This is a genomic window from Streptomyces sp. MMBL 11-1 (assembly GCF_028622875.1).
Lineage (GTDB): Bacteria > Actinomycetota > Actinomycetes > Streptomycetales > Streptomycetaceae > Streptomyces.
In genome coordinates, this window is sequence record NZ_CP117709.1 from 5,559,144 (window position 1) to 5,584,823 (window position 25,680).

The window sequence follows — 25,680 nt, forward strand, 5'->3', positions numbered from 1 at the left end:
GTCACAGTATCCAGCGCCGCCGGGCGCGGGCTACAGCGCCCCCGCCGCCTGCCGGGGCCCTTGACACCCCCCGGGAGCGCGTCAACTCTGAACCGCAGGGTCCCGGGGCGGGGGAGGCGACGATGCCGACAGCGCGGCAGGCACTGCTGGACGCCGCTCACAGGGCACTGGACGACGGGCCCTGGCGCACGGTGCGCATGGTCGACGTCGCGGCCCGGGCCGGCGTCTCGCGGCAGACCCTCTACAACGAGTTCGGGACCAAGGGCGGACTGGCCGGGGCTCTGCTGCGACGGGCCGCCGACGGCTATCTCGCCGGGGTGGACCGCGCCCTGACCGCCTCCGCGCCCGACCGTCCCGTCGCCGTCGCGCTCTGGACCATGCGGGCCGCCCGCCAGGACGTGCTGGTCAGGGCGCTGCTCACGGGCCACTGGCCGGACGCACTGCCCCGCCCCGACCGCGGGCCCGGCGCCCGGGGGCGTACGGGAGGGACGCCGCCGCCTGCCCCCGCAGAGCTGCTCGCCCTGGTACGGGACCGGATGGTGGCCGTGTCGCCCGAGGCCACCGCCGGGCGCTGCGAGATCGCGTTGCGCCTCGCGCTGTCCTGTGTGACCGTGCCGGTGCCGGGCGACGACGCCGCGGACAGCCGCGCGCTCGGGCTCGTACGGGAAGGGACGCGGGCGGCGGTTCCGGCGCGCCTCAGTGGGCCGAGCCGGACAGCTGGAGGCCGATCACCCCGATGATCACCAGCGAGATCGACACCAGCTTCAGCGTGGAGACCACGTCGCCGAGGAAGACCATGCCGTAGATCGCCGTCCCGGCCGCCCCGATGCCGGTCCACACCGCGTACGCGGGGCCGACGTCGAGCTTCTTCAGCGCCAGGGTCAGCAGGCCGAAGCTGCCGAGCGCGAAGGCGGCGAACGCGATCGTCGGCCAGAGCCGGGTGAATCCGTGGGAGAGCTTCAGACACACGGCGAAGCCGGTCTCCAGCAGTCCTGCGACCACGACCAGCAGCCAGGGCATCGTCAGTTGCCTCCCACGTAGGTGACGGCTCGTCCCGCTCGGTGCGATTATGCCTTTACCAGTCGTTGAAGCCCGCAAACATGCCCGCGGACATGGCCGTGCCGTCCCGGCCGGTTCCGGCCGGACGCTCCGTCAGTCGCCCTCGCGCCGTTCCCGGGTCGCGAGCAGCCGGTGCAGGGAGTCCAGCCGGGCCGGGTCGGCGTGACCCTCCGCGACCCAGGCCCCCAGCGCGCACTCCGGCTGGTTCGCGTCGTGGGTGCAGCCGCGCGGGCAGTTCTCGGTGCCCGGCTCCAGGTCCGGGAAGGCGTGGATGACCCGCGACGGGTCGACGTGGTGCAGCCCGAAGGAGCGCACGCCCGGGGTGTCGACCACCCAGCCCCGGTCGCCGGGCAGCGGCAGCGCGAGGGCGGAGGTGGTGGTGTGCCGCCCTCGGCCGGTGACCGCGTTGACGATGCCCGTGGTCCGCCGCCGGTCCGCCGGCACCAGGGCGTTGACCAGCGTCGTCTTGCCGACCCCGGAGTGCCCGACGAACGCGGTGACGCGGTCGTTCAGGAACGCGCGCACCCGGTCCGCCGCGTCCCCGTTCTCCAGCTCATCACGGCTGGTCACGATGTACGGGACGCCGAGCGGCGTGTACGCCTCCAGCAGCTTGTCCGGGGACGCGAGGTCGGACTTGGTCAGCACCAGGAACGGGGTGAGCCCGCCGTCGTACGCCGCCACCAGACAGCGGTCGATCATGCGCGGGCGGGGTTCGGGGTCGGCCAGCGCGGTGACGATCGCCAGCTGGTCCGCGTTGGCGACGACGACGCGCTCGTACGGGTCGTCGTCGTCCGCCGTGCGGCGCAGCACCGTGCGGCGCGGGGCGATGCGCACGATCCGGGCCAGGGTGTCCTTCTCGCCGGAGAGGTCACCGACGATGGAGACGGTGTCGCCCACCACGGCGGCCTTGCGGCCCAGCTCGCGGGCCTTCATCGCCACCACGGTCCGGCCCTCGACGAGGCAGGTGAGCCTGCCCCGGTCGACGGTGAGGACCATGCCGTCCTCGGCGTCCTCGTGCTTGGGCCGGATGTGCGTACGCGGGCGGTTGCCCTTGCGGTTGGGGCGGACGCGGATGTCGTCCTCGTCGGGGTTCTTCCCGTAGCGGCGCATGATTCCTAAGCCCCGAGCATTCCGGTCCACATGTCCGGGAAGTCGGGCAGGGTCTTGGCGGTCGTGCCCACGTTCTCGATCTCCACGCCCTTCACCGCCAGGCCGATGATCGCCCCGGCGGTGGCCATGCGGTGGTCGTCGTACGTGTGGAAGACGCCGCCGCGCAGCGGGCGCGGGCGGATGTGCAGCCCGTCGGCCGTCTCGGTGACGTCGCCGCCCAGTTCGTTGATCTCCTTGGTCAGCGCGGCCAGCCGGTCCGTCTCGTGCAGCCGCAGATGGGCGACGCCGCTCAGCGTGGAGGGGGAGTCGGCCAGCGCGGCGACCGCCGCGATGCCCGGGGTCAGCTCACCGACCTCGCCGAGGTCCACGTCGATGCCGTGGATACGGCCCGTGCCGGTGAAGGTCAGCCCGTGCTCGGTCAGCTCGCAGCTGCCGCCCATCGCGGTGAAGATCTCGCGCAGCGCGTCACCCGGCTGGGTGGTGCGCTCGGGCCAGTCGGGGATCGTGACCCGGCCGCCGGTCACCAGTGCGGCGGCCAGGAACGGCTGGGCGTTGGACAGGTCCGGCTCGATCGTGAGGTCCCGGCCGAGCAGCGCGGAGGGGGAGACCCGCCACACGTTGGGCTCGCCGCCGGTCTCCGGCTCGTCGACCTGTGCCCCGACGGCGCGCAGCATGTCGACGGTCATCCGGATGTGCGGCATCGAGGGAAGGGTCGAGCCGGTGTGCCGGACCTCCACGCCCTGGTTGAAGCGCGGTCCCGACAGCAGCAGCGCCGAGACGAACTGTGAGGAGGACGAGGCGTCGATCGCCACCGGGCCCCCCTCCAGCGCCCCGCCGCCGTGCACGGTCAGCGGCAGCGCCCCGCGCCCCTCGTCGTCGATCCGCGCGCCGAGCGCCCGCAGCCCCTCGATCACGCCGGTCAGCGGGCGCTCGTAGGACCGGGGGTCGCCGTCGAAGCGGACCGGGCCGTCGGCGAGCGTGGCGACGGGCGGCAGGAAGCGCATGACCGTGCCGGCGTTGCCCACGTCGACCGTCGCCGGGCCGTGCAGCCCCGCCGGGATGACCCGCCAGGCCTCGCCCGAACTGTCCGGGGAGGCCGCGGCGGACGGGCTGGAGGCGGACGAGGAGGAGACGGTCTCCTCGATCCCGACACCCATGGCGCGCAGCGCGTCGGCCATGAGCAGGGTGTCGCGGGAGCGCAGCGGGCGGCGCAGCCAGCCCGGCTCGGCGGCCAGCGAGGCCAGCACGAGCGCGCGGTTGGTGACCGATTTGGATCCGGGCACGGTGACGGTCGCGTCGACGGCTCCACTCGCGTGGGGGGCGGGCCAGAGGGCGGGGTGCACGGAACTCTCGGTCATGGCCATTACTTTAGTGGCTCCGCGCCGACCTGGATCCTGACCAAAAGGGCGGAAACCGGCCCGTAAGGAAGGAGTGCTACGGACCGGTGCGGGCCGTCCCGGCCTCTACCGCCCCAGCAGCCATCGCCCGCCGCCGATCAGCGAGCACAGCGACACCGCGTGGAAGAGGAACAGCCACAGCACGGCCGGGGCGTGGGTCAGCCGGGCCAGCTGGTCCGCGTCGGAGTCCGGGGCGCCTCCGTGGCGCCGCTTGGACTGGAGCTCGAACGGCGGCCGCACGCCGCCCAGCAGCAGGAACCACACCACCGCGTACGCGAACGCCGACTGGACGTCCGACGAGGCCAGCCAGGACACCAGCAGGAAGGCGGTGCCGGTCAGGATGACGGTGAGGGCCCCGTACACGTTGCGGATCATCACCAGCATCACCGCGAGCAGCGCCGTCGCCACCCACAACAGCAGGGTGATCCTGCCGTCACTCAGCAGCCAGGCGCCGCCCAGGCCCAGCAGTGAGGGGGCCGTGTAGCCCGCCGCCGCCGTGAGGATCATGCCGATGCCCGTCGGCTTCCCGCGGCTCACGGTCAGTCCGCTGGTGTCCGAGTGCAGCCGGATACCCGAGAGCTGCCGCCCGGTGAGCAGGGCGACCAGGCCGTGGCCGCCCTCGTGCGCGATGGTGATGGTGTTGCGCGCGAGCCGCCATATCGGGTCGGGCACGACGGCGACGAGCGCCAGGGTGGCCGTCACCACCACCAGCCACTGCTCGGGAGCGGACTGGGTTCCGGTGACGCGATCCCACAGATCGCCCAATTCGGTGCTGTTCATCGGCCGGGCGGCTCCTTGCGGTCGGGGCGGGCGGTCGTGGCAGTCTGGCACTTATGTGCGGACGGTTTGCAGCGAGTCGGAAGCCCGAGGACCTGACCGGACTCTTCGACGTCGAGAAGTGGGAACCCACCGAGGCCCTGGAGCCGGACTGGAACGTGGCGCCGACCAAGGAGGTCTACGCGGTTCTGGAGCGTCCTGTTAAGGACGCCGACGACCAGCGTCCGGTTCGCCAGCTGCGTGCCCTGAAATGGGGACTCGTACCGTCCTGGTCGAAGACGCCCGAGGGCGCCGCCCGGATGATCAACGCCCGCGCGGAGACCGTGCACGAGAAGCCCTCCTTCCGCCGCGCCTTCGCCCAGCGCCGCTGCGTCCTCCCCGCCGACGGCTACTACGAGTGGGTCACCGGCCCGGAGGAACGGCGGCTGGAGGAGAAGAAGGGCAAGAAGCGGGCCCGCAAGCAGCCGTACTTCGTGACCCCGGCCGACGGGTCGGTCTTCGCGATGGCCGGGCTGTACGAGTTCTGGCGCGACGCGACCCTGCCCGGCGACCACGAGAACGCCTGGTGGGTGACCTGCTCGGTGATCACCACCGAGGCGGAGACCACACCGCTGGCCGTCGCCCCGGCCGAGGGGCCGGGCGCGCTCGCCGACATCCACCCCCGGATGCCGCTGATGCTCACCCCCGACCGCTGGGACACCTGGCTGGACCCCACGCACACGGACGTCGAGGAGCTGCGCGCGCTGCTCGATCCGCCGCCCGGCGGGCTGATGCGCGCCTATCCGGTCGCCACCACCGTCAGCAACGTCCGCAACAACGGGCCCGGACTGCTGGAGGAGCTGGCCGCGCCGGAGGAGTCGACCCTGTTCTGAGCGGCGTGGCCGGGATCCGGACGGCGCGCGGGAGAGGATGGGGCGGTGAGCCGTCAACCACGTACGCAGAACGTCGCCACCGACGCCGGTGAGGCCCGGATCACCTGGGTGCCCTCGCCCGCGCCCCGCCTCGTCCTGGCCGTGAGCCACGGGGCGGGCGGCGGCATCGAGGCCCGCGATCTGCGGGCCCTGGCCGCGACGCTGCCCGGGCACGGTGTCACCGTCGCCCTGGTGGAGCAGCCCTGGCGGGTGGCCGGCAAGAAGGTGGCCCCCGCCCCGAAGACCCTGGACACCGGCTGGCGCGGCCTGTGGCCCGCCCTGACGGCTCCCGGACTTCCCGTCGTCTCCGGGGGCCGCAGCGCCGGGGCCCGGGTCGCCTGCCGTACGGCGACGGAGCTGGGCGCGGCCGCCGTCCTCGCGCTCGGCTTCCCGCTGCATCCCCCGGGCAGGCCCGAGAAGTCCCGCGCCGCCGAACTGCTCGGCGCCGGAGTGCCCACCCTGGTGGTGCAGGGCGGCAACGATCCGTTCGGCCGTCCCGGCGAGTTCCCGCCCGGCTCCTACGAGCTGGCCGAAGTGCCCCACGGCGACCACGGGTTCGCGGTGCCGAAGAGGTCCGGGGTGACCGAGGAGCAGACGATGCGCGTCCTCACCGACGCGGTGGCCGGGTGGATCGCGTCACTCGGCTGACCGGGTCCGCCCCGGGGTGACCCGGGCCTCACGCGCGTGGCGCGGGCCCCGGGAATGCGCCGCCCGGGGGCGCTGTTGTTCGGGACGTCGGTACAGACATACGTGGTACCCCGAACAACGTGGAGAGGGAGTCCGTCGCATGGGTTCGACCATCTGCCCCAGCCGCTCGAACGCCGCTGACCTGGAGTGGACCGTGCTGCCCGCGGCGAGGACCAGCCACGAGCGGCCGCAGGGGGGCGCTGATCGACAGCCCGTCCCGAAGCAAGGTCGACTATTCTCCGATGCGAGCGGGTCCGGTTTCGGCTCCGCCAGATCGTTGGAGGAGGTGGGTCCGGTCACTGGGACCGACACAGGGACCGACGACGGCCGTGCACCGGAGACGTCCGCCGAGCGCAACGCGCGCTTCGAGCGGGACGCCCTCGGTTTTCTCGACCAGATGTACTCGGCCGCGCTGCGCATGACGCGTAACCCGGCCGATGCCGAGGACCTGGTCCAGGAGACCTACGCGAAGGCGTACGGCTCCTTCCACCAGTTCCGTGAGGGGACGAACCTCAAGGCGTGGATGTACCGCATTCTGACCAACACCTTCATCAACTCGTACCGCAAGAAGCAGCGGGAGCCCCAGCGCAGCGCCGCCGAGGAGATCGAGGACTGGCAGCTGGCACGGGCCGAGTCGCACATGTCGACCGGCCTGCGCTCGGCGGAGTCCCAGGCGCTCGACCATCTCCCGGACTCCGACGTGAAGTCGGCGCTCCAGGCGATCCCCGAGGAGTTCCGCATCGCCGTGTATCTCGCCGATGTCGAGGGCTTTGCCTACAAGGAGATCGCGGACATCATGGGGACTCCCATCGGTACGGTGATGTCCCGGCTGCACCGCGGCCGCCGCCAGCTGCGCGGCATGCTGGAGGACTACGCCCGTGAGCGCGGGCTCGTCGCGGCCGGCGCCGGTGGCTCGGACGATCGGAAGGGCTCGGCCTCATGAGCTGCGGAGAGCCGCACGAGACGGATTGCTCGGAGGTCCTCGACCATCTCTACGAGTTTCTCGACCGGGAGATGCCCGAGGGCGACTGCACCAAGTTCGAGGTGCACTTCGAGGAGTGCTCCCCGTGCCTGGAGAAGTACGGCCTCGAACAGGCCGTGAAGAAGCTGGTCAAGCGCTGCTGCGGGCAGGACGACGTCCCGACCGACCTGCGCTCCAAGGTGATGGGCCGGATCGACCTGATCCGGGCCGGCGAGACCGTGCCCGAGCGGGATCTGACCGCGCAGGACACCGGCCGGCCGACGACCGCCGCCGAGTAGTCACCCGCAGATGCTCCGCCGGATCCCCGAGGTCCGCGGGACGGCCGCTGTGACCCGATCGACCGGGGCACGGCGGCCCACGCATGTCCGGGGCCGCGCTGGAGCCGCTCGGGCCCGGCGCCCGGCCCGGGCACCGGCCGCCGGTGGGGGAAGCGCCGGGACGAGTCCTGGCGCGGGCGGTCTGACACCGGCCGCCGCTGGGTAACCGATGGGTAATGAGCGGGCGTCCGGCCGGGCATGGTTGGATGCGAAAGCAGAGCGGAAGACGAGGGCGTCCAGTCGGGACAGGCGGGAATCGTGAGGATCTTCGGGAAGGTACGGCATCGGCCGTCCGCCTCTTGGCGGCAGGCCACGGACCGCGCGTTCACGCTGATCGGCGACGGCCGGTACGAGGACGCGGGGGCGCTGCTGACGCGCGCGGTGGATCTGGAGCCCTGGCTCTCGGAGTCCTGGTTCAATCTGGCGCTGCTGCACAAGTTCCGGCACGACTGGGAGCAGGCGAGGGCGGCGGGGCTGCGGGCCGTCGCGCTGCTCGACCGGGAGTCGGGCGCCCCGGACTGGTGGAACGTCGGGATCGCGGCCACCGCCCTCCAGGACTGGCCGCTGGCGCGGCGGGCCTGGCAGGCGTACGGACTGAAGGTCCCCGGCGGCGGTCAGCACAGCGCGGCCACCACCGAGCCGACCGGTATGGAGCTGGGCAGCGCCGCCGTGCGGCTCTCGCCGGAGGGTGAGGCCGAGGTGGTCTGGGGCCGCCGGCTCGACCCGGCCCGGATCGAGGTGCTCTCGATCCCGCTGCCGTCCTCGGGACGGCGCTGGGGCGAGGTCGTCCTGCACGACGGGGTGCCCAACGGCGAGCGGGTCACCGCGGCCGGTCCCTCGTATCCGGTGTTCGACGAGATCGAGCTGTGGGCCCCCTCGCCGGTGCCGACCTGGGTGGTGCTGCTGGAGGCGGCGACCGAGGACGACCGGGACGCGCTGGAGAAGCTGGCCTCGGACGCCGGGTTCGCCGCCGAGGACTGGTCCTCCTCCGTCCGGCTGCTGTGCCGGGCCTGCTCGGAGAGCCGGATGGAGAGCGACGAGGGCGACGGGGAGCACCTGGACCCGCACGATCACAGTGAGCCGGGCCACCCCGGGCCGCTGGGCCACCGCACGGCGGGCGCCGGAGACCTGTGGGTCCCGGAGCGCGAATGCGGTCTCGCGGCGCCGGCCGGGCTGGTGCGCGGGCTGCTGGACGGCTGGGTCGCCGACAGCCCGGACAGCCGTGAGTGGCGGGATCTCGAAGAAGTCTGCTGATCGGTGCCCGTAGGCTGTACGCGCACCGATCGCGGTGCTGTTCCACTCGCGGTTCCCGTGCTCTGACGGGATGCGGCGGGGTCACCGAGTTCAGGTTTCGCAGGAAGGCGTACGGCGGACATGTCGCAGCAGGAGACGGACGGGCGGATCGGCGTGGACGACGAGGGGTTCCTCGTCGACACGGAGGACTGCGAGGAGCGCGAGGCGGCCTACCGCGCGCGCGGCACCTCTCGTCCGATCACGGTCGTGGGCAACCCGGTGCTGCACAAGGAGTGCAAGGACGTCACCGCCTTCGACGACGAGCTGGCGCGGCTGATCGACGACATGTTCGCCAGCCAGAAGACGGCCGAGGGCGTCGGTCTGGCCGCCAACCAGATCGGCGTGGACCTGAAGGTCTTCGTCTACGACTGCCCCGACGACGACGGGGTGCGCCACACCGGCGTCATCTGCAACCCGGTCCTGGAGGAGCTGGCGCCCGAGGCGCGGGTGCTGGACGACTCCAACGAGGGCTGTCTCTCGGTCCCGACCGCGTACGCCTCGCTCGCCCGCCCCGACTACGCGGTGGTGCGCGGTCAGGACGCGCAGGGCAACCCGGTCAAGGTGCGGGGCAGCGGCTACTTCGCGCGGTGCCTCCAGCACGAGACGGACCACCTGTACGGCTATCTGTACATCGACCGGCTCTCCAAGCGGGAGCGCAAGGACGCGCTGCGGCAGATGGACGAGGGCACTCCGCGCTACGAGGTCGTCCCGAACGACTGAGGCCGCCCGCCCGCCGGGAGGCCCCCGCAGGGACCCGGTACCGGTTCGCCGGTGCCGGGTCCCTGCCTGTTCTCGATGTATCCCTGGCAGATAACTGCAGTTTCCCCAGGGGGAGTTGACGCGCGTAGCTAACTGGGCCAGGCTCGCGTGCACATCGACCGGACGTTCAGAGGGAGGCCCCTGTGCTGAGACGCACCGCACGCGTTCTGCTCGGACTTGTCATGACCATTACCTTCGCTTTGGGCGGTGCGGTGCTGACCGCCGGCACCGCGCAGGCCGACGGCTGCTACACCTGGACCCGCACCCTGAAGGCCGGCGCCACCGGCAACGATGTCACCCAGCTCCAGATCAGGGTGGCCGGCTACCCGGGCTACAACACGGTGCTCGCCATCGACGGCTCCTACGGCCCCGCCACCACCGCCGCCGTCAAGCGGTTCCAGGCGGCCTACGGCCTGGCCGCCGACGGGATCGCCGGGCCGGCCACCCAGTCCAAGCTCTACGCGCTCCAGGACAACGACTGCACGCCGATCCACTTCACGTACCCCGAGCTGAACAAGTGCAACAGCACCTGGGCCGGCGGGAAGGTCTCGGCGGGCACGGCCAAGGCCAACGCGCTGAGCAGCATGTGGAAGCTGGAGGCGCTGCGCCACGCGCTGGGTGACCAGTCCATCCGGGTCACCAGCGGCTTCCGCTCCGTCTCCTGCAACGCGGCCGTGGGCGGAGCCTCCAACAGCCGTCATATGTACGGCGACGCGGTCGACCTCGGCGCCTCCCCGCACTCGCTGTGCACGCTGGCCAAGCAGGCCCGCTACCACGGCTTTCGGGGAATCCTCGGCCCGGGCTACAGCGGCCACAACGACCACGTGCACGTCAACGCGGGCCCCAACCGCTTCTGGTCGGCGCCCAGCTGCGGTATCTGACCTCCCCGTACCACCACCGTAGGACCCCCCTCCGTGCCCGGCGGCGCTCAGGCGACGTCGGGCACGGTGGTGGCCGACGGGCCCCGGAAGGTGCGGCGGTAGGCGTTCGGCGTGGTGCCCAGTGACCGCACGAACTGGTGTCGCAGGGTCGCCGCCGTACCGAAGCCCGTCCGCCCCGCGATCGTGTCGATCGTCAGGTCGGACGTCTCCAGCAGATGCTGGGCCACCAGCACCCGCTGCCGCAGCAGCCAGCGGTAGGGCGTGGTCCCGGTCTCCTGCTGGAACCGCCGGGCGAAGGTGCGCGGCGACATGTGCGCCAGCGCCGCCAGCTGCTCCACGGTCATCTCCTGGTCGAGGTGCGCCTCCATCCAGGCCAGGGTCGAGCCGACCGTGTCGCAGGCGCTCCGGGGCAGCGGGCGGCTGATGTACTGCGCCTGCCCGCCGTCCCGGTGCGGCGGCACCACCATGCGCCGGGCGAGGGTGTTGGCCGCCTCCTGGCCGTACTCCTGCCGGATCAGGTGCAGACACGCGTCGATCCCGGCGGCGGTGCCCGCCGAACTGATCACCTGGCCCTCGTCCACGTACAGCACGTCCGGCTCGACGATCGCCTTCGGGAAGCGCCGCGACAGCTCCGCCGCGTGCCGCCAGTGGGTGGTGCAGCGGCGGCCGTCCAGCAGCCCGGCCGCGCCGAGGACGTACGCCCCCGAGCAGACGCTCAGCACCCGCGAGCCGCGCTCCACGGCCCGGCGCAGTGCGTCGAGGACCTCCTCGGGATACTCCCGCCGCATGAAGTCGCTCCCCGCCGGCACGGCGATGAGGTCGGCCTCCTCCAGCCGCTCCAGGCCGTGCGGCGTGGTGATGGTGAATCCCGCGTGCGTGTTCAGGACGGGGCCCTCGGCGGACACGACCGCGAAATCGTGCGCCGGCAGGCTCTCGTCGCTGCGGTCCAGGCCGAAGACCTCGCACAGGACACCGAGTTCGAAGGGGTGGACCTCGTCGAGGAGGAGGGCGGCGACATTGGTCAGCATGGAGCGAGTGTGGCAGCTATTTGATGCCGCATGGCAGTCCTGCCACTGATGTTTCTCGTCCCGGCGGGCCAGAGTAGAGGCATGAACACATTCCTGAACTACCTGGTCGTAGCGGCACTTTTCGCCTTCGTCCTCGCACCTGTGGCCCTCGGCGTCGCCCGCGATCGCCGTATCGACCGCCAGCTGCGGGAGGCGGAACGAGGGCGGCGGGAAGCCGGACCCCCGGAGACGCGGAGCGCCGCGCGACCGGTGACGGCCACGCGGCGCCCCTGCCTCGGGAACGGGGCGAGGGTCTGAGGGCCCCGCGTCCTAGGGCGTGTTTCGAAAGTCTCGCCTGCTCGGCGACGCCTGGCACGCACGCTCGCCGCGTTGTCGGGATCGCCCCGATACATCCAGTATCGGGGTGACCCTCCGCCTTGCGATCGCACGCACCAGACGCCGCCGAGCCCGCCCTCCGGGCGGACGACGATACTTTCGAAACACGCCCTAGAAGTCGTCGTCGAAGCCGACCGAGCCCTCCACGGCCACCTGATAGGCGGACGGGCGGCGCTCGAAGAAGTTCGTCAGCTCCTGGACGCCCTGGAGCTCCATGAAGGAGAACGGGTTCTCCGAGCCGTACACCGTCGGGAAGCCGAGGCGGGCGAGCCGCTGGTCGGCGACGCACTCCAGGTACTGGCGCATCGACTCGGTGTTCATGCCCGGCAGGCCCTCGCCGCACAGGTCGCGGCCGAACTGCAGCTCCGCCTCCACCGCTTCCCTCAGCATGTCGGTGACCTGCTGCTGGAGCGCGTCGTCGAAGAGGTCCGGCTCCTCCTTGCGGACGGTGTCCACGACCTCGAACGCGAAGTTCATGTGCATCGTCTCGTCACGGAACACCCAGTTGGTGCCCGTGGCGAGACCGTGCAGCAGGCCCCGCGAACGGAACCAGTACACGTACGCGAAGGCGCCGTAGAAGAACAGCCCCTCGATGCACGCCGCGAAGCAGATCAGGTTCAGCAGGAAGCGGCGGCGGTCCGCCTTCGTCTCCAGCCGCTCGATCTTCTCGACCGAGTCCATCCACCTGAAGCAGAACTGCGCCTTCTCCCGGATCGAGGGGATCTCCTCGACCGCGTCGAACGCCGCCGCCCGGTCGTCCGGGTCGGGCAGGTAGGTGTCCAGCAGCGTCAGATAGAACTGGACGTGCACGGCCTCCTCGAAGAGCTGCCGCGACAGGTACAGCCGCGCCTCGGGGGAGTTGATGTGCTTGTACAGCGTCAGCACGAGGTTGTTGGAGACGATCGAGTCACCGGTCGCGAAGAACGCCACCAGCCGGCCGATCATGTGCTGCTCACCCGGCGACAGCTTGGCGAGGTCGGAGACGTCCGAGTGGAGGTCGACCTCCTCCACGGTCCAGGTGTTCTTGATCGCGTCCCGGTAGCGCTCGTAGAAGTCCGGGTAGCGCATGGGACGCAGGGTCAGCTCGAAGCCCGGGTCGAGCAGGTTCTTGTCGTCGTTGGTGCTCATTACTGGCAGGCCTCGCAGGACTCGGGGTTTTCCAGGGAGCAGGCGATGGCGTCCGCGTCGGGAGCCGACGCCTGCTGTACGGGAACGGGGGCGGCGGCCGACGCCCGGCCGGACGCGGCACGGGCGATCCGGGTCGCCGGACGCGAACGCAGGTAGTACGTCGTCTTCAGCCCCTGCTTCCAGGCGTACGCGTACATCGAGGAGAGTTTGCCGATCGTCGGCGTCTCCAGGAACAGGTTGAGCGACTGGCTCTGGTCGAGGAACGGCGTACGGGCCGCCGCCATGTCGATCAGGCCGCGCTGCGGGATCTCCCACGCGGTGCGGTACAGCGCCCGCACGTCGTCGGGGATCCAGGCGAAGCCCTGCACGGAGCCGCTCGCCTCGCGCAGCGCCTCGCGGGTGCGGGCGTCCCACACGCCGAGCCGCTTCAGCTCGTCCACCAGGTAGGCGTTGACCTGGAGGAACTCACCGCTGAGCGTCTCACGCTTGAACAGGTTGGACACCTGCGGCTCGATGCACTCGTACACCCCGGCGATCGAGGCGATCGTGGCGGTCGGCGCGATGGCCAGCAGCAGCGAGTTGCGCATCCCGGTCTTCGCGACCCGGGCGCGCAGCGCGTCCCAGCGCTCCGGCCAGTTCAGCTCGGTGTCGTAGTGGTCGGGGTGCAGCACCCCGCGCGCGGCCCGGGTCTCGGACCAGGCGGGCAGGGGGCCGGAGCGCTCGGCGAGGTCGCAGGACGCCTCGTACGCGGCCAGCATGATCCGCTCGGAGATCTTCGTGGAGAGCGCGCGGGCCCCGGGGGAGTCGAACGGCAGCCGCAGCTGGAAGAAGACGTCCTGGAGGCCCATCGCGCCCAGGCCCACCGGCCGCCAGCGGGAGTTGGAGCGCCCGGCCTGCTCGGTCGGGTAGAAGTTGATGTCGACGACCCGGTCCAGGAAGGTCACGGCGGTGCGGACCGTGGCGTCCAGGCGGTCCCAGTCGATCGAGCCGTCCGCCACGAACGCGCCGAGGTTGACCGAGCCCAGGTTGCAGACGGCCGTCTCGCCGTCGTCGGTGACTTCGAGGATCTCGGTGCACAGGTTCGAGGAGTGGACGACCCGGCCCGGCTCGGCGGTCTGGTTCGCGGTCCGGTTGGAGGCGTCCTTGAACGTCATCCAGCCCTGGCCGGTCTGCGCGAGCGTCCGCATCATCCGGCCGTACAGCTCACGCGCGGGGATCGTCCTGCGGGCCAGGCCCTTGGCCTCGGCCGCCCGGTAGGCCGCGTCGAACGCGTCGCCCCACAGGTCGACCAGCTCGGGCACGTCGGCCGGGGAGAACAGCGACCACTCGGTGTCCGCGTCGACCCGGCGCATGAACTCGTCCGGGATCCAGTGCGCCAGGTTGAGGTTGTGCGTACGCCGCTGGTCCTCGCCCGTGTTGTCGCGGAGCTCCAGGAACTCCTCGATGTCCGCGTGCCAGGTCTCCAAGTAGACCGCCGCCGCGCCCTTGCGCCGGCCGCCCTGGTTCACCGCCGCGACGGAGGCGTCCAGCGTCTTGAGGAACGGCACGATGCCGTTGGAGTGCCCGTTGGTGCCCCGGATCAGCGAACCCCGTGCGCGGATGCGGGAGTACGACAGACCGATGCCGCCCGCGTGCTTGGAGAGCCGCGCCACCTGGTGGTAGCGGTCGTAGATCGAGTCGAGCTCGTCCTTCGGCGAGTCCAGCAGATAGCAGGAGGACATCTGCGGGTGCCGGGTGCCGGAGTTGAAGAGCGTGGGGGAGGAGGGGAGGTAGTCCAGCCGGCTCATCAGCCCGTACAGCGCGGCGACCTCGTCCAGCGCCCGCGCCGAGTCGTCCTCGGCGAGACCGGCGGCCACGCGCAGCATGAAGTGCTGCGGGGTCTCGATGACCTGGCGGGTGATCGGGTGGCGCAGCAGGTAGCGGCTGTGCAGCGTCCGCAGGCCGAAGTAGCCGAAGCGGTCGTCGGCGGCGTCCGCCAGGGCCTGCTCGACCAGCCGGTCGAGGGCGGCGGAGTGGAGCGCGACGAACGCGGCGGTGCGCTCCGCGATCAGGCCCTCGCGGTGGCCCACGGCGACCGAGGCGGAGAAGGACGTCGCGCCCTGGCCCGCCGCCTCGTCCGCGATCGTGCGGGTCAGCAGCCGGGCGGCCAGCCGGGAGTACGCCGGGTCCTCGGAGATCAGCCCGGCGGCGGCCTCGGTGGCCAGCGAGCGCAGCTCGGCCTCGTCGGAACGGGCGTTGCGCCCGCGCAGCGCGGCGGCGGCGACCCGGCCGGGGTCGGTGTCGGGAAGATCGACGGTGAGGTCGGTCAGGGTCCGCAGCAGGGCGGTCCCGGGTCCGTCGTTCGTGCCTTCGCCGGACGTGGTGGAGGCAGCGGATCCGGTGGCTGAAACCGGATCGGCGGGCGCGATGGTCACTGGGCTTTCCCTCGCTCGGCAGGGGCCGGCGGAAGGCAGGGGAGCCGGGCAGCGCGAGACCCGGGGCAGGGCAGCACGGCTGACGGCGTCCACCGGCCTATCCGCGAGACCCGGACGTCTGGCGTCCGGTTCGGTCGAGCCGGACGCGCTGTCGACAGGTCTTCGGACTTGTGGGTGCGCAAAAGCACACCGATCACACCGTTGCGGGACAGTTCCGGATTCGCACCGGATTCCCCTGCGGCGACAGCGAGGTCGAGCATACATGTGGGGGCCGCCGGATGAAGCGGCCCCCACATGTTGTGTCGCGGGGATTCAGGGCGTCTCTCAGGCGGGCGCCCCCGGCTTCGGCCGGAAGGCCATGGGCCGTGGTCCCGGCACCGGTTCCCCGACCCCTTCGAGGGGCCGCGCGAACGGTCCGAGGGGCTGTGCGAACCGTCCTAGGGGCTGCGCGAAGCCGGGCCGACGGTAGATCCTATGGGCTCCGGGCACGGCCGGCCGTGTCGGCGGCGCCGGCGCCCGTACGCCGTCGGCGGACCGGGCGCACTCGACGCGCGCGTCCGCACGAGGGCATCTCCCGCGCCCGCCCTGACCGGCAGATCCGTCAGCCGCTCGCTCCCACATCGTTGTTGGGGGCGCCGTCGCCCACCGGCGGCAGGTCGCCGCGCTCGACCGGCTGCTCCCCGGGAGCCTCCCCGGCCGGCCGGTCCCCGGGGACCTCCCCGGCCGGCCGTTGACCGGGAGCCTCCCCGGCCGGCGGCAGGACCTGGTCCAGCTCGTGGTCGTCGGCGCGGTGGGCGGCCCGCGCCGCCGACCGCAGGGTCGCCCGGTCCACCTCTTCGCGCGCCCCGCTCACGGTGACCACGAGTCCGCCCTTCTCCCGGGCGTAGGCGTGGCCCGACTCCGTGGCCCGGTACCACTGTCCGCCGTCCCGCTCGCACGTCACCAGGGGCCCCTCGTCGCCGGCGGGCGCGGGGTCCTTCCTGCAGTCGGCCCCGGCGTGGGCCCGGCGTTCCACCCGCAGGTGGAGCTGCCCGCCGTCGGGCGTGGTGTAGACGCTGCCGAACCCGTCGTCGCCGATCACCCCCACCGACTGGCGGGCCAGGGTGTACCCCGGGACCTCGGTCACCCACACATGCTCAGCGACGGTCTGTACGGCCAGGGCCCGCGCCTCCAGCTCCGCCCGGTCGGGCACCGGGGCCGCCGAGGCGCTCCCCGTCGCCCGCGCGTCGGACGCCACCTCGGTGCCGCAGCCCGTCGCGGCCAGGGTGAGTGTCAGTGCCAGGGCCGTGAGCGCGGGCCGGAGCCGGGGGTGCGAGGTCATGGGCGCATCCTTTCGTACGGTGAGGTCTCCGCGCATCGGGAGACCGAGCGGGTCCCGGGCCCGCGCGTGGGCGCGAAAAGGGGCCGCCGCACCTTCTGGAAGGGGTGCGGCGGCCCGGTGCGCCGGTGGTGCGGTGTTCAGCAGCAGCGGAAGCCTTCGCGGGGGTCCGCCTCGCGGGCGTCCGTGCGGCTGCGTTCGAAGGCGCGACGGTCCATCACCGGGGCGTCCGGATCGTGGGCCCTCGCGTGCGCCACATAGCGGTCGTACGTGGACTCGCCGGTCAGCTCACGGACGTACCAACGGATCCGGGCAGCCACCCGGCGTACGTCCGCGACCGTCATGTCCGGCTCCCCGTCCCCGCCGCCTCCTTGCGGATGCCGCCCTCGGGGCCGACGCCGGCGGAGGCGAGTTCGGCCTTCTCCTCCTTGGTCGCGAAGAGCGAGGCCGGGGCGACGAGCTTGGACTCGACGTACGGCGCCTCGTGGAGCTTGACGCTCTCCGGGTCGCGGATGGCCTTGTAGCAGACCCGCCCGGCGTCCACGAGCACCACGATGATGAGGAGCGCGAAGAGCGCGCTCAGCACCCCGTCGACGGTGGAGTTGGTGACGACGGTCCGCATGTCGTCCATGCTCTTGGCGGGGGCCAGCACCTCGCCCGCGTCGATGCCCGCCTGGTACTTGTCGCGCTGGGCGAAGAAGCCGATCTTGACGTCGTCGGAGAAGATCTTCTGCCAGCTCGCGGTGAGGGTGACCGCCACGTCCCAGGCGAGCGGGACCGCGGTGACCCACGCCCACTTCAGGCGGCCGGACTTGACGAGCAGGGTGGTGCAGACGGCCAGGGCGACGGCGGCCAGCAACTGGTTGGCGATGCCGAAGAGCGGGAAGAGCTGGTTGATGCCGCCCAGCGGGTCGTGCACGCCGACCCAGAGGAAGTAGCCCCAGCCGCCGACCACGACGGCGCTGGCGAACCAGACACCCGGCTTCCAGCTCACCTCACGGAACGGCTTGTGGACGTTGCCCAGCATGTCCTGGAGCATGAAGCGTCCGACCCGGGTCCCGGCGTCCACGGTGGTGAGGATGAAGAGCGCCTCGAACATGATGGCGAAGTGGTACCAGAACGCCTTCATCGCGGTCCCGCCGACCACCGCGGAGAAGATCTCCGCCATGCCGAGCGCGAACGTGGGCGCGCCCCCGGTCCGGGAGAGCAGGCTCGCCTCCTCGACGTCCTTGGCGGCCTGGGCCAGGGCGTCCGGGGTGATGGTGAAGCCGAAGTTGGCCACGGCCTGGGAGGCGGACTGGACGCTGTCGCCGATCACGCCGGCGGGTGCGTTGATGGCGAAGTAGAGGCCGGGGTCGATGATGCAGGCGGCGATCATCGCCATGATCGCCACGAACGACTCGACCAGCATGGCGCCGTAGCCGATCATCCGGATCTGCGTCTCCTTCTGGACCATCTTCGGCGTGGTGCCGGAGGAGACCAGGGAGTGGAAGCCGGAGAGCGCGCCGCAGGCGATGGTGATGAAGACGAACGGGAACATCGAGCCGGCGAAGACCGGGCCCGAGCCGCTGGAGGCGAAGTCGGTGACCGCGGGCATCTTCAGGGTCGGCAGGGCGACGACCACACCCAGGGCCAGGAGCCCGATCGTGCCGACCTTCATGAAGGTGGAGAGGTAGTCGCGCGGAGCCAGCAGCAGCCACACGGGGAGCACGGAGGCGAAGAACCCGTACACGATCATCCAGATGACCAGCGTGCCCGGCTCCAGCGTGAAGAAGTCCGCCCACGACGACTCGGCGACCCAGCCGCCCGAGACGATCGCGAGGAGCAGCAGCGCGACGCCGATGAAGGAGACCTCGCTGACCCTGCCGGGCCGCAGAGTGCGCAGGTAGACACCCATGAAGAGGGCGATCGGGATCGTCATGCCGATGGAGAAGACGCCCCACGGCGAGTGCGCGAGCGCGTTCACGATGACCAGCGCGAGGACCGCGAGCAGGATGATCATGATGATGAAGACCGCGACCAGGGCGGCGATCCCGCCGACCGGTCCGATCTCGTCGCGCGCCATCTGCCCGAGCGAACGGCCGTTGCGACGGGTGGAGAAGAAGAGCGTCACCATGTCCTGGACGGCGCCGGCGAAGATGACGCCGACGACGAGCCAGATGGTGCCGGGCAGATAACCCATCTGCGCGGCGAGCACCGGGCCGACCAGGGGCCCCGCCCCGGCGATGGCGGCGAAGTGGTGGCCGAACAGGACCCGGCGGTCGGTGGGGTGGAAGTCGACACCGTTGTCCAGCCGTTCGGCGGGGGTCGCACGGTTCTTGTCGGCCTTCAGGACCCGGTTGGCGATGAACCGGGAGTAGAAGCGGTACGCGATGGCGTACGAGCCGAGGGCCGCCGCCAGCATCCAGGCGGCGGACACCTCCTCGCCCCGCGAGAGCGCGAGGGTGGCCCAGCCGATGGCGCCGACCAGGGCGACCAGGCTCCAGACCACGATGGACCGGGGGGAGAGGCTCCGTTTCCCCGGCGCCTGCGGTGCCGATGGTGCTGGTGCGGGTGATTCCGCCATGTGGTGACTCCGTCCCCTCGCTGATCACCGGTGCAGTGGGCAGGAAATCTAAGGGACGCGTCCGCCCAGCGTCACCCCCTGTCCGCATTGCGGTCCGGCAACGGTGATGTATCGCACGGGGGCACGGGTGGCGACGCGATTCGGTTCACCCGGGAACGCCGGCGCTCCGGCCGTCAGACCCAGCCCCGGCGCGCCGCCTCCGCGCCCGCCTGGAACCTGCTGCGGGCCTGCATCCGGGCCGTCAGCTCCGCGTTCATCCGGCGCACCGTGCGCAGGGACACCCCCAGCCTGCGGGCGGCCGTCGCGTCCGTGTGCCCCTTCGCGAGCAGGGACAGCAGCTCGTCCTCCTGCGGGGTCAGCCCGTTGCCGTCGCGGCGGGGAGCGGAACCGAGCGGGGTGGCGGCGGCCCACAGCTGCTCGAACAGGAGCCGGGCCACCGCCACGGCCCCCTTGCTCCGCAACTCCAGCGCGCCCGCCCGGCCGTCGTCGGGGTCCAGCGGCACCAGGGCCACCTCCCCGTCGACCACGACCATGACCAGCGGCAGGGTGGGCAGCGTACGGCTCTCCGCGCCGAGCAGGCTCAGCCGGTTCACATAGCGCAGGGTCGAAGGATCGTTGCGGAAGCTGTCCTGATAGATGCTGCGGAGCCGCACGCCGCGCTCCAGCGCCCGCAGGTCCAGCGGCCCGCTCGCCTCCAGCGTGTCCGGGGACTGCGCGCCGCCGGGCAGCAGCGAGAGGCACTCCGTCCGGGCCAGCTCGGCCAGTTCGGTCAGCCGCTCCCGTACCGCGTCGAGCCCCTCCAGCCGTTTGATGACGTCGAAGCCGCCGCCCGCCCGCCGCCCCCGGTCCGTCGTGAGCGCCGACATTGCGTCCCGCGCGATCTCAAGACCCCGTTGCTGCCGGGCCAGTTCGGCTTCCCGGCGGGAGAGGAGAAACGGCAGGCTGGCGGCCGGGTCCAGCGCGCGGAAGACCGGCGGGCCCTGCTCCGTACCGCGGGGGCCGTCATCCAGCAGGCACAGCTCGGCCAGTTGGTCGAGAGCCCGGCGCACATCGTCCTCGCTCCGCCCGAGCCGCGCCACGATCTCGTCCAGCCGCAGCTCCGGCTCCTCCAGAACGAGCCGGTACACCAGCTCCGTCCGTGCTTCCAGCCCCAGTACCTCTAACATCTCTGGCTCCCCCGCAGATGTCACGCCGTCCCCGCACTCCCGTACGGGACGCCACTTCAGCACCGGGCGCGAGTGTAGGGCCGACGTGTTGTGAAGGTATAGACCAGGTCCACGGGATGGATGGGTCCCGAGAGGCCGCACGTGGCCAAAAAGGCCGAGGCGGGCGACGGCCGGGGCGGGTGCCGGTTGCGCCGCGAATGGCCGCATGGTGTCTGGCAGTTGCCTGCCACCACCGCATCGTCCCAGGCAGCGGGGCCCTTCCGGCCGCCCTCGGAGCTGGCACCCTGCTGCCCCGCAACTCCCGGCCACCCGGAGACCGTGGCTTCCGGGGAGGCGATGGGGACAGGATCAGGCCGTCACAAGCCATTCACACACCGCTACATCTTCGAGGAGTTCCCGATGCGCGCGTTCCGTTCTCCGACCCGCCGCCCCTCGCCGGCCGCCCTCGCCGCCACGGGCCGGGAGGGCTTCTCCTGGGGGTGACCCCGGGAGAGGGACGCCTCCGTGTTCCTGGTGACCGCGCTCCTGGTGCGCACCGAACCCCCGCACCCCGGGCGGTGGACGGCACGGGACCTGGCCGGGCGGCTGCGCGCCCACCGCGTCGGCGCGTGCGTCCGCGGTGCCGGACCGCACCCCGGGGGCCCGGTCCATGTGTACGTCTCCGAGAGCCCGGACGGCTCGGTCCGCGCCGCGCTCTACATGGAGAGCCCCGACTCCGTGCACGCCGAACTGGCCGCGCTGGGCTTCCTCCTGGCCCTCCTGAGCGCCGCGCGCCCGGCCTCCCTCGGCTGGCGGCCCGCGGCCCTGGGAGGCCCGGACCCGCACCGACTCCCCGAACCGAAAGGACCGGACCCGCCATGCCACGGGAGCGCCCCTCCGTGTCAGTGATCATCCCCAACCACAACTACGAGAAGACCCTGCGGGCCTGCCTGGAATCCGTCTACGCCCAGACCCTGCGCCCTCGGGACGTGGTCGTCGTGGACGACGCCAGCACCGACCGCTCGCGCGACATCGCCCGCGAGTTCCCCTGTGTGCTCGTCGCCCGCCCCGACAACGCGGGGGTCTCCGCCGCCCGCAACCTCGGCGTCGCCGCCTCCGCCGGGCAGGTGCTGTTCTTCCTCGACTCCGACATCGCGCTGGCCCCCGACGCGATCGAGAACGCCGTCGACCTGCTCATGGACGACCCGGGGACCGGCTGCGTCCACGGCGTCCTGGACCCCGAACCGCTCTTCGACGACGGCCCGGTGGAGGTCTACCACTGCCTGCACGCCCACTTCTGGCGACACCGCAGTGCCGGAGTCGTCGGCACCGCCTTCTTCGCGCTGGCCGCGATCGAGCGCAGCGTGTTCGAGGCGACCGGGCCCTTCGACGAGAACCTCCGCGACTCCGAGGACGTCGAGTACAGCGACCGCCTCGCCGCCACCCACCGCATCCGTCTCAGCGAGCGGGTGACCGGCCGTCACGACGACGTGGACCGGCTGCTGCCGATGCTCGCCGAGCAGTACCGCCGCTCCCAGCTGCTCGTCCCCGTCGCCGCCGTCGAGCGCCGGCGCGGCGGTGGGCTGCGCGCCAACCGCACCGGCGGCGTCCTGGCCGCCGGTCTGGTCCCGCTCACCCTCCCGCTCGCCCTGCTCACCCCCTGGCTGCTCGCCGTACCGCTGGTCTGCGCCGTGGCCTTCGCGCTGGCGGACCCCGGGCTGTCGCGCTTCGTGGTCCGCCGCAAGGGGTGGCCCTTCCTGCTCCGCTTCACCGCGCTGCACTTCGCGGTGCACCTGGCGCTCGTCCTCGGCGCGGTGGTCGGCGGGGTGCGCTGGCTGGTCGACCCCCGCTTCGGCCCCTCCGTCCGGGGCCGCCGCGACCGGCCCGCCCCGGTGGCCGCCCCGTGAGCGCCGGGGTGGGCCAGGGGCGCGGGACCGCCGCCGGGGCGGGGGCGCCCGAGGCAGGGTCAGGAACGGGGCCGAGGGTGCCCGGGGCCGGGCCCGAGGCGCCCGGGGCCGGGCCCGCGGCGGAGGCCGCGGTGGGCCCTGAGGCCGGAGCGGGGGTGCCCGGGCCCGAGGCGCCCGGGGCCGCCGCCCGTCCCTCCCGCCGCGCCCGGCTGCTGCGCACGGCCGCCGCCCTCGTGCTCATCGCGGCGACCGCCTACGCCGTGGGCGGATCGCTGCGCGGCGCCGGTACGGAGATGGCCGAGGCCGCCGCGCGGCCCGGGGGAGTGCTCCTGCTCATCGCCGCCCTCCTCGCCAACGCGGCCGGGCTCGTCCTGTCGATGCTGTCGTGGCGCGTCCTCGTCGTGGACGGCGGCTCCACGGCCCGTACCAGCGACACCGCCCGGATCTTCTTCATCGGCGTCATCAGCAAATTCGTCCCCGGCCGCATCTGGGGCGTCCTCGCCCACATCCAGCTCGGCAAGGCCGTCGGCATCGCCCCCGAGCGGATGATCGCCGCCTTCGGCCTCGGCCTCGTCATCGGGATGACCACCGGGGCCGCCGCCGGACTCCTCGTCGCACCGGCCGTGTTCGGCACGGGCGCCTGGGTCTTCGCCCCGCTCGTCCTGCTCGCCGCCGCCGCCGTGGCCCGGCCCGGCTGGGTGGGCCGCCTCGTCGCGTGGACGATGCGGCTGGCCCGCCGCCCGGACGGAGCCGCCGAGGGCTCGCCCCGGGCCCTGCGGCTCTCCATCGGCTGGGCCTGCGCCTCCTGGGCCGTCTCCGGACTCCACCTGTGGGCGATCGTCGTCCTCCTCGGCGCCCCGCCGCTGCTCTCCCTGCCGGTCTGCGTCGGCGGCTTCGCCCTGGCCACCGTCGCCGGAAGCCTCGCCTTTGTCCTGCCCGACGGCTGGGGCGCCCGTGAACTCGTCCTCCTCGCGCCCCTCGGCGCGGTCATGCCGCTGTCCGCCGCCACCGCGGCCGTCATCGCCAGCCGGCTGGTCTGCGTGCTCAGCGAGGTGGCCGCCACCGGCGCCGCACTCGCCTGGGCCCGCGCCGCCGGCCCCCTGCCCACCCCCCGACCCGCGCTCCAGGAAGGAGCCGCATGACCTCCGCCGCAACCCCCCTGCTCACCGTGGACGACTGCGAACAACTGTCGACGAGCCAGGTGCACGAGCTGTACCGGGCCCACGTCAACAAGAGCCAGGTCTCCCTGATGACCTCCTTCGGCTTCGGCCGGGAACTCGTCGACCACGCCGAGGGATCCTGGATTTACACCCGCGACGGCCGCCGCGTCCTCGACTTCACCGGCGGCGTCGGCGTCCTCAACCACGGCCACAACCACCCGCGGATCCTCGCCGCCCGCCGCCGCTTCCAGGAACAGCGCCGGATGGAGGTCCACAAGACCTACTTCTCGCCCTACATCGCCGCCCTCGGCCACAACCTCGCCCAGCTCCTCCCCGGCGACCTGAACCTCTCGTTCTTCCCCAACTCGGGGGCCGAGGCCGTCGAGGGCGCGGTGAAACTCGCGTACAAGTACCACGGCGGCCGCCGGCAGCGGATCCTGCACGCCGACATCAGCTTCCACGGCAAGCTGCTGGGCTCCGGCAGCCTCACCGGCAGCGCCCAGAACGCGTTCGCCTTCCCCGGCATCCCCGGCGTCTCCGCCTTCCGCTACGGCGACCTCGGCTCCGTACGGGAAGCGGTCGCCGGGGCCCGGGACGCCAAGGGCCGCTGCGACGTCTACGCGATCCTCATCGAGCCCTTCTCCGCCTCCACGATGACGGAGTGCTCCGAGGAGTTCCTGCGCGGCCTGCGGGAGTTGTGCACCGAGGAGAAGATCGTGCTGATCTTCGACGAGATCTACACCGGCTGGGGCAAGACCGGCAGCCTCTTCCACTTCATGCGCTACCCCGGGCTCGTCCCGGACGTGGTGACCACCTCGAAGTCCTTCGGCGGCGGCAAGTCCTCGATCTCCGCCTTCGTCGCCCGCGAACCCGTCTTCCGCAAGGCCTACGACAGCCTCGGCGACGCCATGCTCCAGTCCACCAGCACCACCTACTACGGCTTCGGCGAGGAGACCGCCACCGCGCTGGAGGCCGTGAACATCGCGGTCGAGGACGACTATCCGGCCCGTGCCCGCGCCATCGAACGCGTCCTCGCCCCGGGCCTGGAGCGGCTGCGCAAGCAGTACCCCGACATCATCGCGGACGTCCGGGGAGCCGGGGCGCTGTACGGGATCTTCCTCGACGGCGGCCCCCGCCTCCTGGACCTCGCCGCGAAGATCGCCCCCGGCGGACTGGCCCGCGACCCGCTGCTGCGCACCAAGGTCATCACCTGCGCGGTCGTCAACGCGATGTACCACGACCACGACGTGTACATGTACTACACGCTCAACGGCCGCAGCCCCCTGGTGGCCGCACCCTGTCTGGTCGCCGGAGCCGACGAGGTGGAGATCTTCCTCGACGCCTTCGAGAAGACCCTGGCCAAGGGCATGAACCGGCTCCTCACCGCCTTCCTCAAGGACAAGGCGGTGTCCCGATGGGCGGCCTGACCATCGCCGTGACCGGAGCCGCCGGCATGCTCGGCTCCCACCTCGTGACCCGGCTCGCCGCCGACGGCCACGACGTCGTCGGCGTCGACCTGCGCGACGAACCCCACCCGGCCGCCGGCGCCCGGCACGTCGTCGCCGACATCCGCGACGCGGCGGCGCTCGCCCGCGCCTTCGACGGGGCCCACGCGCTGGTGCACTGCGCCGCCGCCCTGCCCAGCTACCCCGTCGACCAGATCCGCTCCATCACCGTCGACGGCACCCGCACCGTCCTGACCGCCGCGCACCGCGCCCGGGTCGACCGGGTCGTGCACATCTCCTCCACCGCCGTCTACGGACTGCCCAAGCGGGTCCCCACCCCGGAGGAGCACCCCCGTGAACCCGTCGACCCGTACAGCAGGGCGAAGGCGGAGGCCGAGGAGGTCTGCGAGGAGTTCCGGGCGCGCGGGATGTGCCTGCCGGTGCTGCGCCCCAAGACCTTCCTCGGGCCGGGACGCATGGGCCTGTTCTCGATGCTCTTCGAATGGGCCGAGGAGCGCCGCAACTTCCCGGTCCTCGGCCGGGGCGACGTCCGCATCCAGATGTTCGGCATGGCCGACCTCGTCGACGCCGTGGTGCTCGCCCTCGAAGCGCCGCCCGAGACCGCCAACGACGTCTACAACCTGGGGGCCGCCGAGTTCGGCACCCTGCGCGAGGACTTCCAGGCCGTGCTGGACGCGGCCGGACACGGCAAACGCGTGGTCCCGCTGCCGGCAGCACCGGCACTCGCGGTCCTGCGCCTGCTGGAGCGCACCAAGCTCTCCCCGGTCTACGGGCGGCTGCTCTTCAAGCTCCTCGACGACAGTTACGTGGACATCGGCCGGGCCACCGAACGGCTCGGCTTCCGTCCCGCGCTCTCCAACCAGGACGCCATCCTCGGCACGTACGCGTGGTGGCGGACCCAGCGGGGGGCCGGCACACCCGCTCCCGGAGCCGGCCGGACCAGCCGGGACCCGTGGCGCCAAGGGGCGCTCGGCCTGGCCAAGGTCTTCTTCTGATCCCC

General features: G+C 72.2%; 25 protein-coding genes and 1 riboswitch. Of the genes, 14 read left to right on the top strand and 11 right to left on the bottom strand.

Annotated elements, in window-relative coordinates; all coding sequences use genetic code 11:
- Positions 1-122 precede the first annotated feature (122 nt).
- Entirely contained in the window at positions 123-740 is a 618-nt protein-coding gene (locus PSQ21_RS24940) for a TetR/AcrR family transcriptional regulator (RefSeq protein ID WP_274033141.1), read from the top strand.
- Here PSQ21_RS24940 and PSQ21_RS24945 read toward each other — a convergent pair.
- The 4 genes from PSQ21_RS24945 to PSQ21_RS24960 form a co-directional block, all read right to left on the bottom strand.
- Positions 697-1,020 carry a DMT family transporter gene (locus PSQ21_RS24945; RefSeq protein ID WP_097866095.1) on the bottom strand — a complete coding sequence of 108 codons (324 nt, stop codon included), beginning with the start codon at positions 1,018-1,020 and terminating at the stop codon, positions 697-699. The genes PSQ21_RS24940 and PSQ21_RS24945 overlap by 44 nt on opposite strands.
- 132 nt (positions 1,021-1,152) lie before the next feature.
- The gene (gene rsgA, locus PSQ21_RS24950; RefSeq protein WP_274033143.1) at positions 1,153-2,169 is read right to left on the bottom strand and encodes a ribosome small subunit-dependent GTPase A; all 1,017 of its coding nucleotides are present in this window, start codon (positions 2,167-2,169) and stop codon (positions 1,153-1,155) included.
- Between the two features lie 5 nt (positions 2,170-2,174).
- The gene (gene aroA / locus PSQ21_RS24955; protein ID WP_274033144.1) at positions 2,175-3,527 is read right to left on the bottom strand and encodes a 3-phosphoshikimate 1-carboxyvinyltransferase; all 1,353 of its coding nucleotides are present in this window, start codon (positions 3,525-3,527) and stop codon (positions 2,175-2,177) included.
- 105 nt (positions 3,528-3,632) lie between these two features.
- Entirely contained in the window at positions 3,633-4,346 is a 714-nt protein-coding gene (locus tag PSQ21_RS24960; RefSeq protein WP_274033146.1) for a M50 family metallopeptidase, read from the bottom strand.
- A 53-nt stretch (positions 4,347-4,399) separates the two neighbouring features.
- Here PSQ21_RS24960 and PSQ21_RS24965 point away from each other — a divergent pair, with 53 nt between their 5' ends.
- The 7 genes from PSQ21_RS24965 (at position 4,400) to PSQ21_RS24995 (ending at position 10,173) form a co-directional block, all read left to right on the top strand.
- Positions 4,400-5,215: an SOS response-associated peptidase gene (locus PSQ21_RS24965; RefSeq protein ID WP_274033147.1), complete on the top strand. Its 816-nt coding sequence runs from the start codon at positions 4,400-4,402 to the stop codon at positions 5,213-5,215.
- A gap of 45 nt (positions 5,216-5,260) precedes the next feature.
- Positions 5,261-5,902, top strand: a complete 642-nt coding sequence (locus PSQ21_RS24970; protein ID WP_274033148.1) for an alpha/beta hydrolase family protein — start codon at positions 5,261-5,263, stop codon at positions 5,900-5,902.
- A 325-nt stretch (positions 5,903-6,227) separates the two neighbouring features.
- Positions 6,228-6,884 (top strand): sigma-70 family RNA polymerase sigma factor, encoded by a 657-nt coding sequence (locus PSQ21_RS24975; RefSeq protein WP_274033149.1) that lies wholly within the window; start codon positions 6,228-6,230, stop codon positions 6,882-6,884.
- Positions 6,881-7,201 (top strand): mycothiol system anti-sigma-R factor, encoded by a 321-nt coding sequence (rsrA, locus tag PSQ21_RS24980; RefSeq protein WP_274033150.1) that lies wholly within the window; start codon positions 6,881-6,883, stop codon positions 7,199-7,201. Before PSQ21_RS24975 ends, rsrA begins: the two co-directional genes overlap by 4 nt.
- Positions 7,202-7,498: 297 nt before the next feature.
- Positions 7,499-8,494, top strand: coding sequence for a tetratricopeptide repeat protein (locus PSQ21_RS24985; RefSeq protein ID WP_097866087.1), 996 nt, complete (start codon positions 7,499-7,501; stop codon positions 8,492-8,494).
- Between the two features lie 120 nt (positions 8,495-8,614).
- Positions 8,615-9,253 (top strand): peptide deformylase, encoded by a 639-nt coding sequence (gene def, locus PSQ21_RS24990; protein ID WP_274033151.1) that lies wholly within the window; start codon positions 8,615-8,617, stop codon positions 9,251-9,253.
- 182 nt (positions 9,254-9,435) lie between these two features.
- Positions 9,436-10,173 carry a D-Ala-D-Ala carboxypeptidase family metallohydrolase gene (locus PSQ21_RS24995; RefSeq protein ID WP_097866085.1) on the top strand — a complete coding sequence of 246 codons (738 nt, stop codon included), beginning with the start codon at positions 9,436-9,438 and terminating at the stop codon, positions 10,171-10,173.
- Between the two features lie 47 nt (positions 10,174-10,220).
- Here PSQ21_RS24995 and PSQ21_RS25000 read toward each other — a convergent pair whose 3' ends face one another.
- Positions 10,221-11,201, bottom strand: coding sequence for a GlxA family transcriptional regulator (locus PSQ21_RS25000; RefSeq protein WP_274033152.1), 981 nt, complete (start codon positions 11,199-11,201; stop codon positions 10,221-10,223).
- Between the two features lie 81 nt (positions 11,202-11,282).
- Here PSQ21_RS25000 and PSQ21_RS25005 point away from each other — a divergent pair, with 81 nt between their 5' ends.
- The gene (locus PSQ21_RS25005; RefSeq protein ID WP_274033154.1) at positions 11,283-11,498 is read left to right on the top strand and encodes a hypothetical protein; all 216 of its coding nucleotides are present in this window, start codon (positions 11,283-11,285) and stop codon (positions 11,496-11,498) included.
- 189 nt (positions 11,499-11,687) lie between these two features.
- Here the strand turns inward: PSQ21_RS25005 and PSQ21_RS25010 are convergent, their stop codons facing one another.
- From PSQ21_RS25010 to PSQ21_RS25035, 6 genes are all read right to left on the bottom strand, one after another.
- On the bottom strand, positions 11,688-12,704 hold the full coding sequence (locus PSQ21_RS25010) for a ribonucleotide-diphosphate reductase subunit beta (protein ID WP_274033156.1): 1,017 nt from the start codon (positions 12,702-12,704) through the stop codon (positions 11,688-11,690).
- Entirely contained in the window at positions 12,704-15,118 is a 2,415-nt protein-coding gene (locus PSQ21_RS25015; protein WP_274033157.1) for a ribonucleoside-diphosphate reductase subunit alpha, read from the bottom strand. The genes PSQ21_RS25010 and PSQ21_RS25015 overlap by 1 nt, the downstream gene beginning before the upstream one ends.
- A gap of 136 nt (positions 15,119-15,254) precedes the next feature.
- Positions 15,255-15,378, bottom strand: a riboswitch (cobalamin riboswitch).
- A 341-nt stretch (positions 15,379-15,719) separates the two neighbouring features.
- The gene (locus PSQ21_RS25020) at positions 15,720-16,439 is read right to left on the bottom strand and encodes a hypothetical protein (protein WP_274033159.1); all 720 of its coding nucleotides are present in this window, start codon (positions 16,437-16,439) and stop codon (positions 15,720-15,722) included.
- Between the two features lie 137 nt (positions 16,440-16,576).
- Entirely contained in the window at positions 16,577-16,780 is a 204-nt protein-coding gene (locus PSQ21_RS25025) for a YbdD/YjiX family protein (RefSeq protein WP_274033161.1), read from the bottom strand.
- Positions 16,777-19,002 carry a carbon starvation CstA family protein gene (locus PSQ21_RS25030; protein WP_274033163.1) on the bottom strand — a complete coding sequence of 742 codons (2,226 nt, stop codon included), beginning with the start codon at positions 19,000-19,002 and terminating at the stop codon, positions 16,777-16,779. The genes PSQ21_RS25025 and PSQ21_RS25030 overlap by 4 nt, the downstream gene beginning before the upstream one ends.
- Before the next feature lie 173 nt (positions 19,003-19,175).
- Positions 19,176-20,168, bottom strand: a complete 993-nt coding sequence (locus PSQ21_RS25035) for a helix-turn-helix transcriptional regulator (protein ID WP_274033165.1) — start codon at positions 20,166-20,168, stop codon at positions 19,176-19,178.
- 504 nt (positions 20,169-20,672) lie between these two features.
- Between PSQ21_RS25035 and PSQ21_RS25040 the strand changes: the two genes are divergently transcribed.
- The 5 genes from PSQ21_RS25040 (at position 20,673) to PSQ21_RS25060 (ending at position 25,675) form a co-directional block, all read left to right on the top strand.
- Positions 20,673-21,056 carry a hypothetical protein gene (locus PSQ21_RS25040; protein ID WP_274033167.1) on the top strand — a complete coding sequence of 128 codons (384 nt, stop codon included), beginning with the start codon at positions 20,673-20,675 and terminating at the stop codon, positions 21,054-21,056.
- A complete protein-coding gene (locus PSQ21_RS25045) occupies positions 21,053-22,054 on the top strand; it encodes a glycosyltransferase family 2 protein (protein ID WP_274035925.1) in 1,002 nt (333 codons plus the stop codon). Before PSQ21_RS25040 ends, PSQ21_RS25045 begins: the two co-directional genes overlap by 4 nt.
- Before the next feature lie 155 nt (positions 22,055-22,209).
- Positions 22,210-23,196, top strand: coding sequence for a lysylphosphatidylglycerol synthase domain-containing protein (locus tag PSQ21_RS25050; RefSeq protein WP_274033169.1), 987 nt, complete (start codon positions 22,210-22,212; stop codon positions 23,194-23,196).
- Entirely contained in the window at positions 23,193-24,641 is a 1,449-nt protein-coding gene (locus PSQ21_RS25055) for an aspartate aminotransferase family protein (protein WP_274033171.1), read from the top strand. Before PSQ21_RS25050 ends, PSQ21_RS25055 begins: the two co-directional genes overlap by 4 nt.
- The gene (locus PSQ21_RS25060) at positions 24,629-25,675 is read left to right on the top strand and encodes an NAD-dependent epimerase/dehydratase family protein (protein WP_274033172.1); all 1,047 of its coding nucleotides are present in this window, start codon (positions 24,629-24,631) and stop codon (positions 25,673-25,675) included. The genes PSQ21_RS25055 and PSQ21_RS25060 overlap by 13 nt, the downstream gene beginning before the upstream one ends.
- The last annotated feature ends 5 nt before the right edge of the window (positions 25,676-25,680 follow it).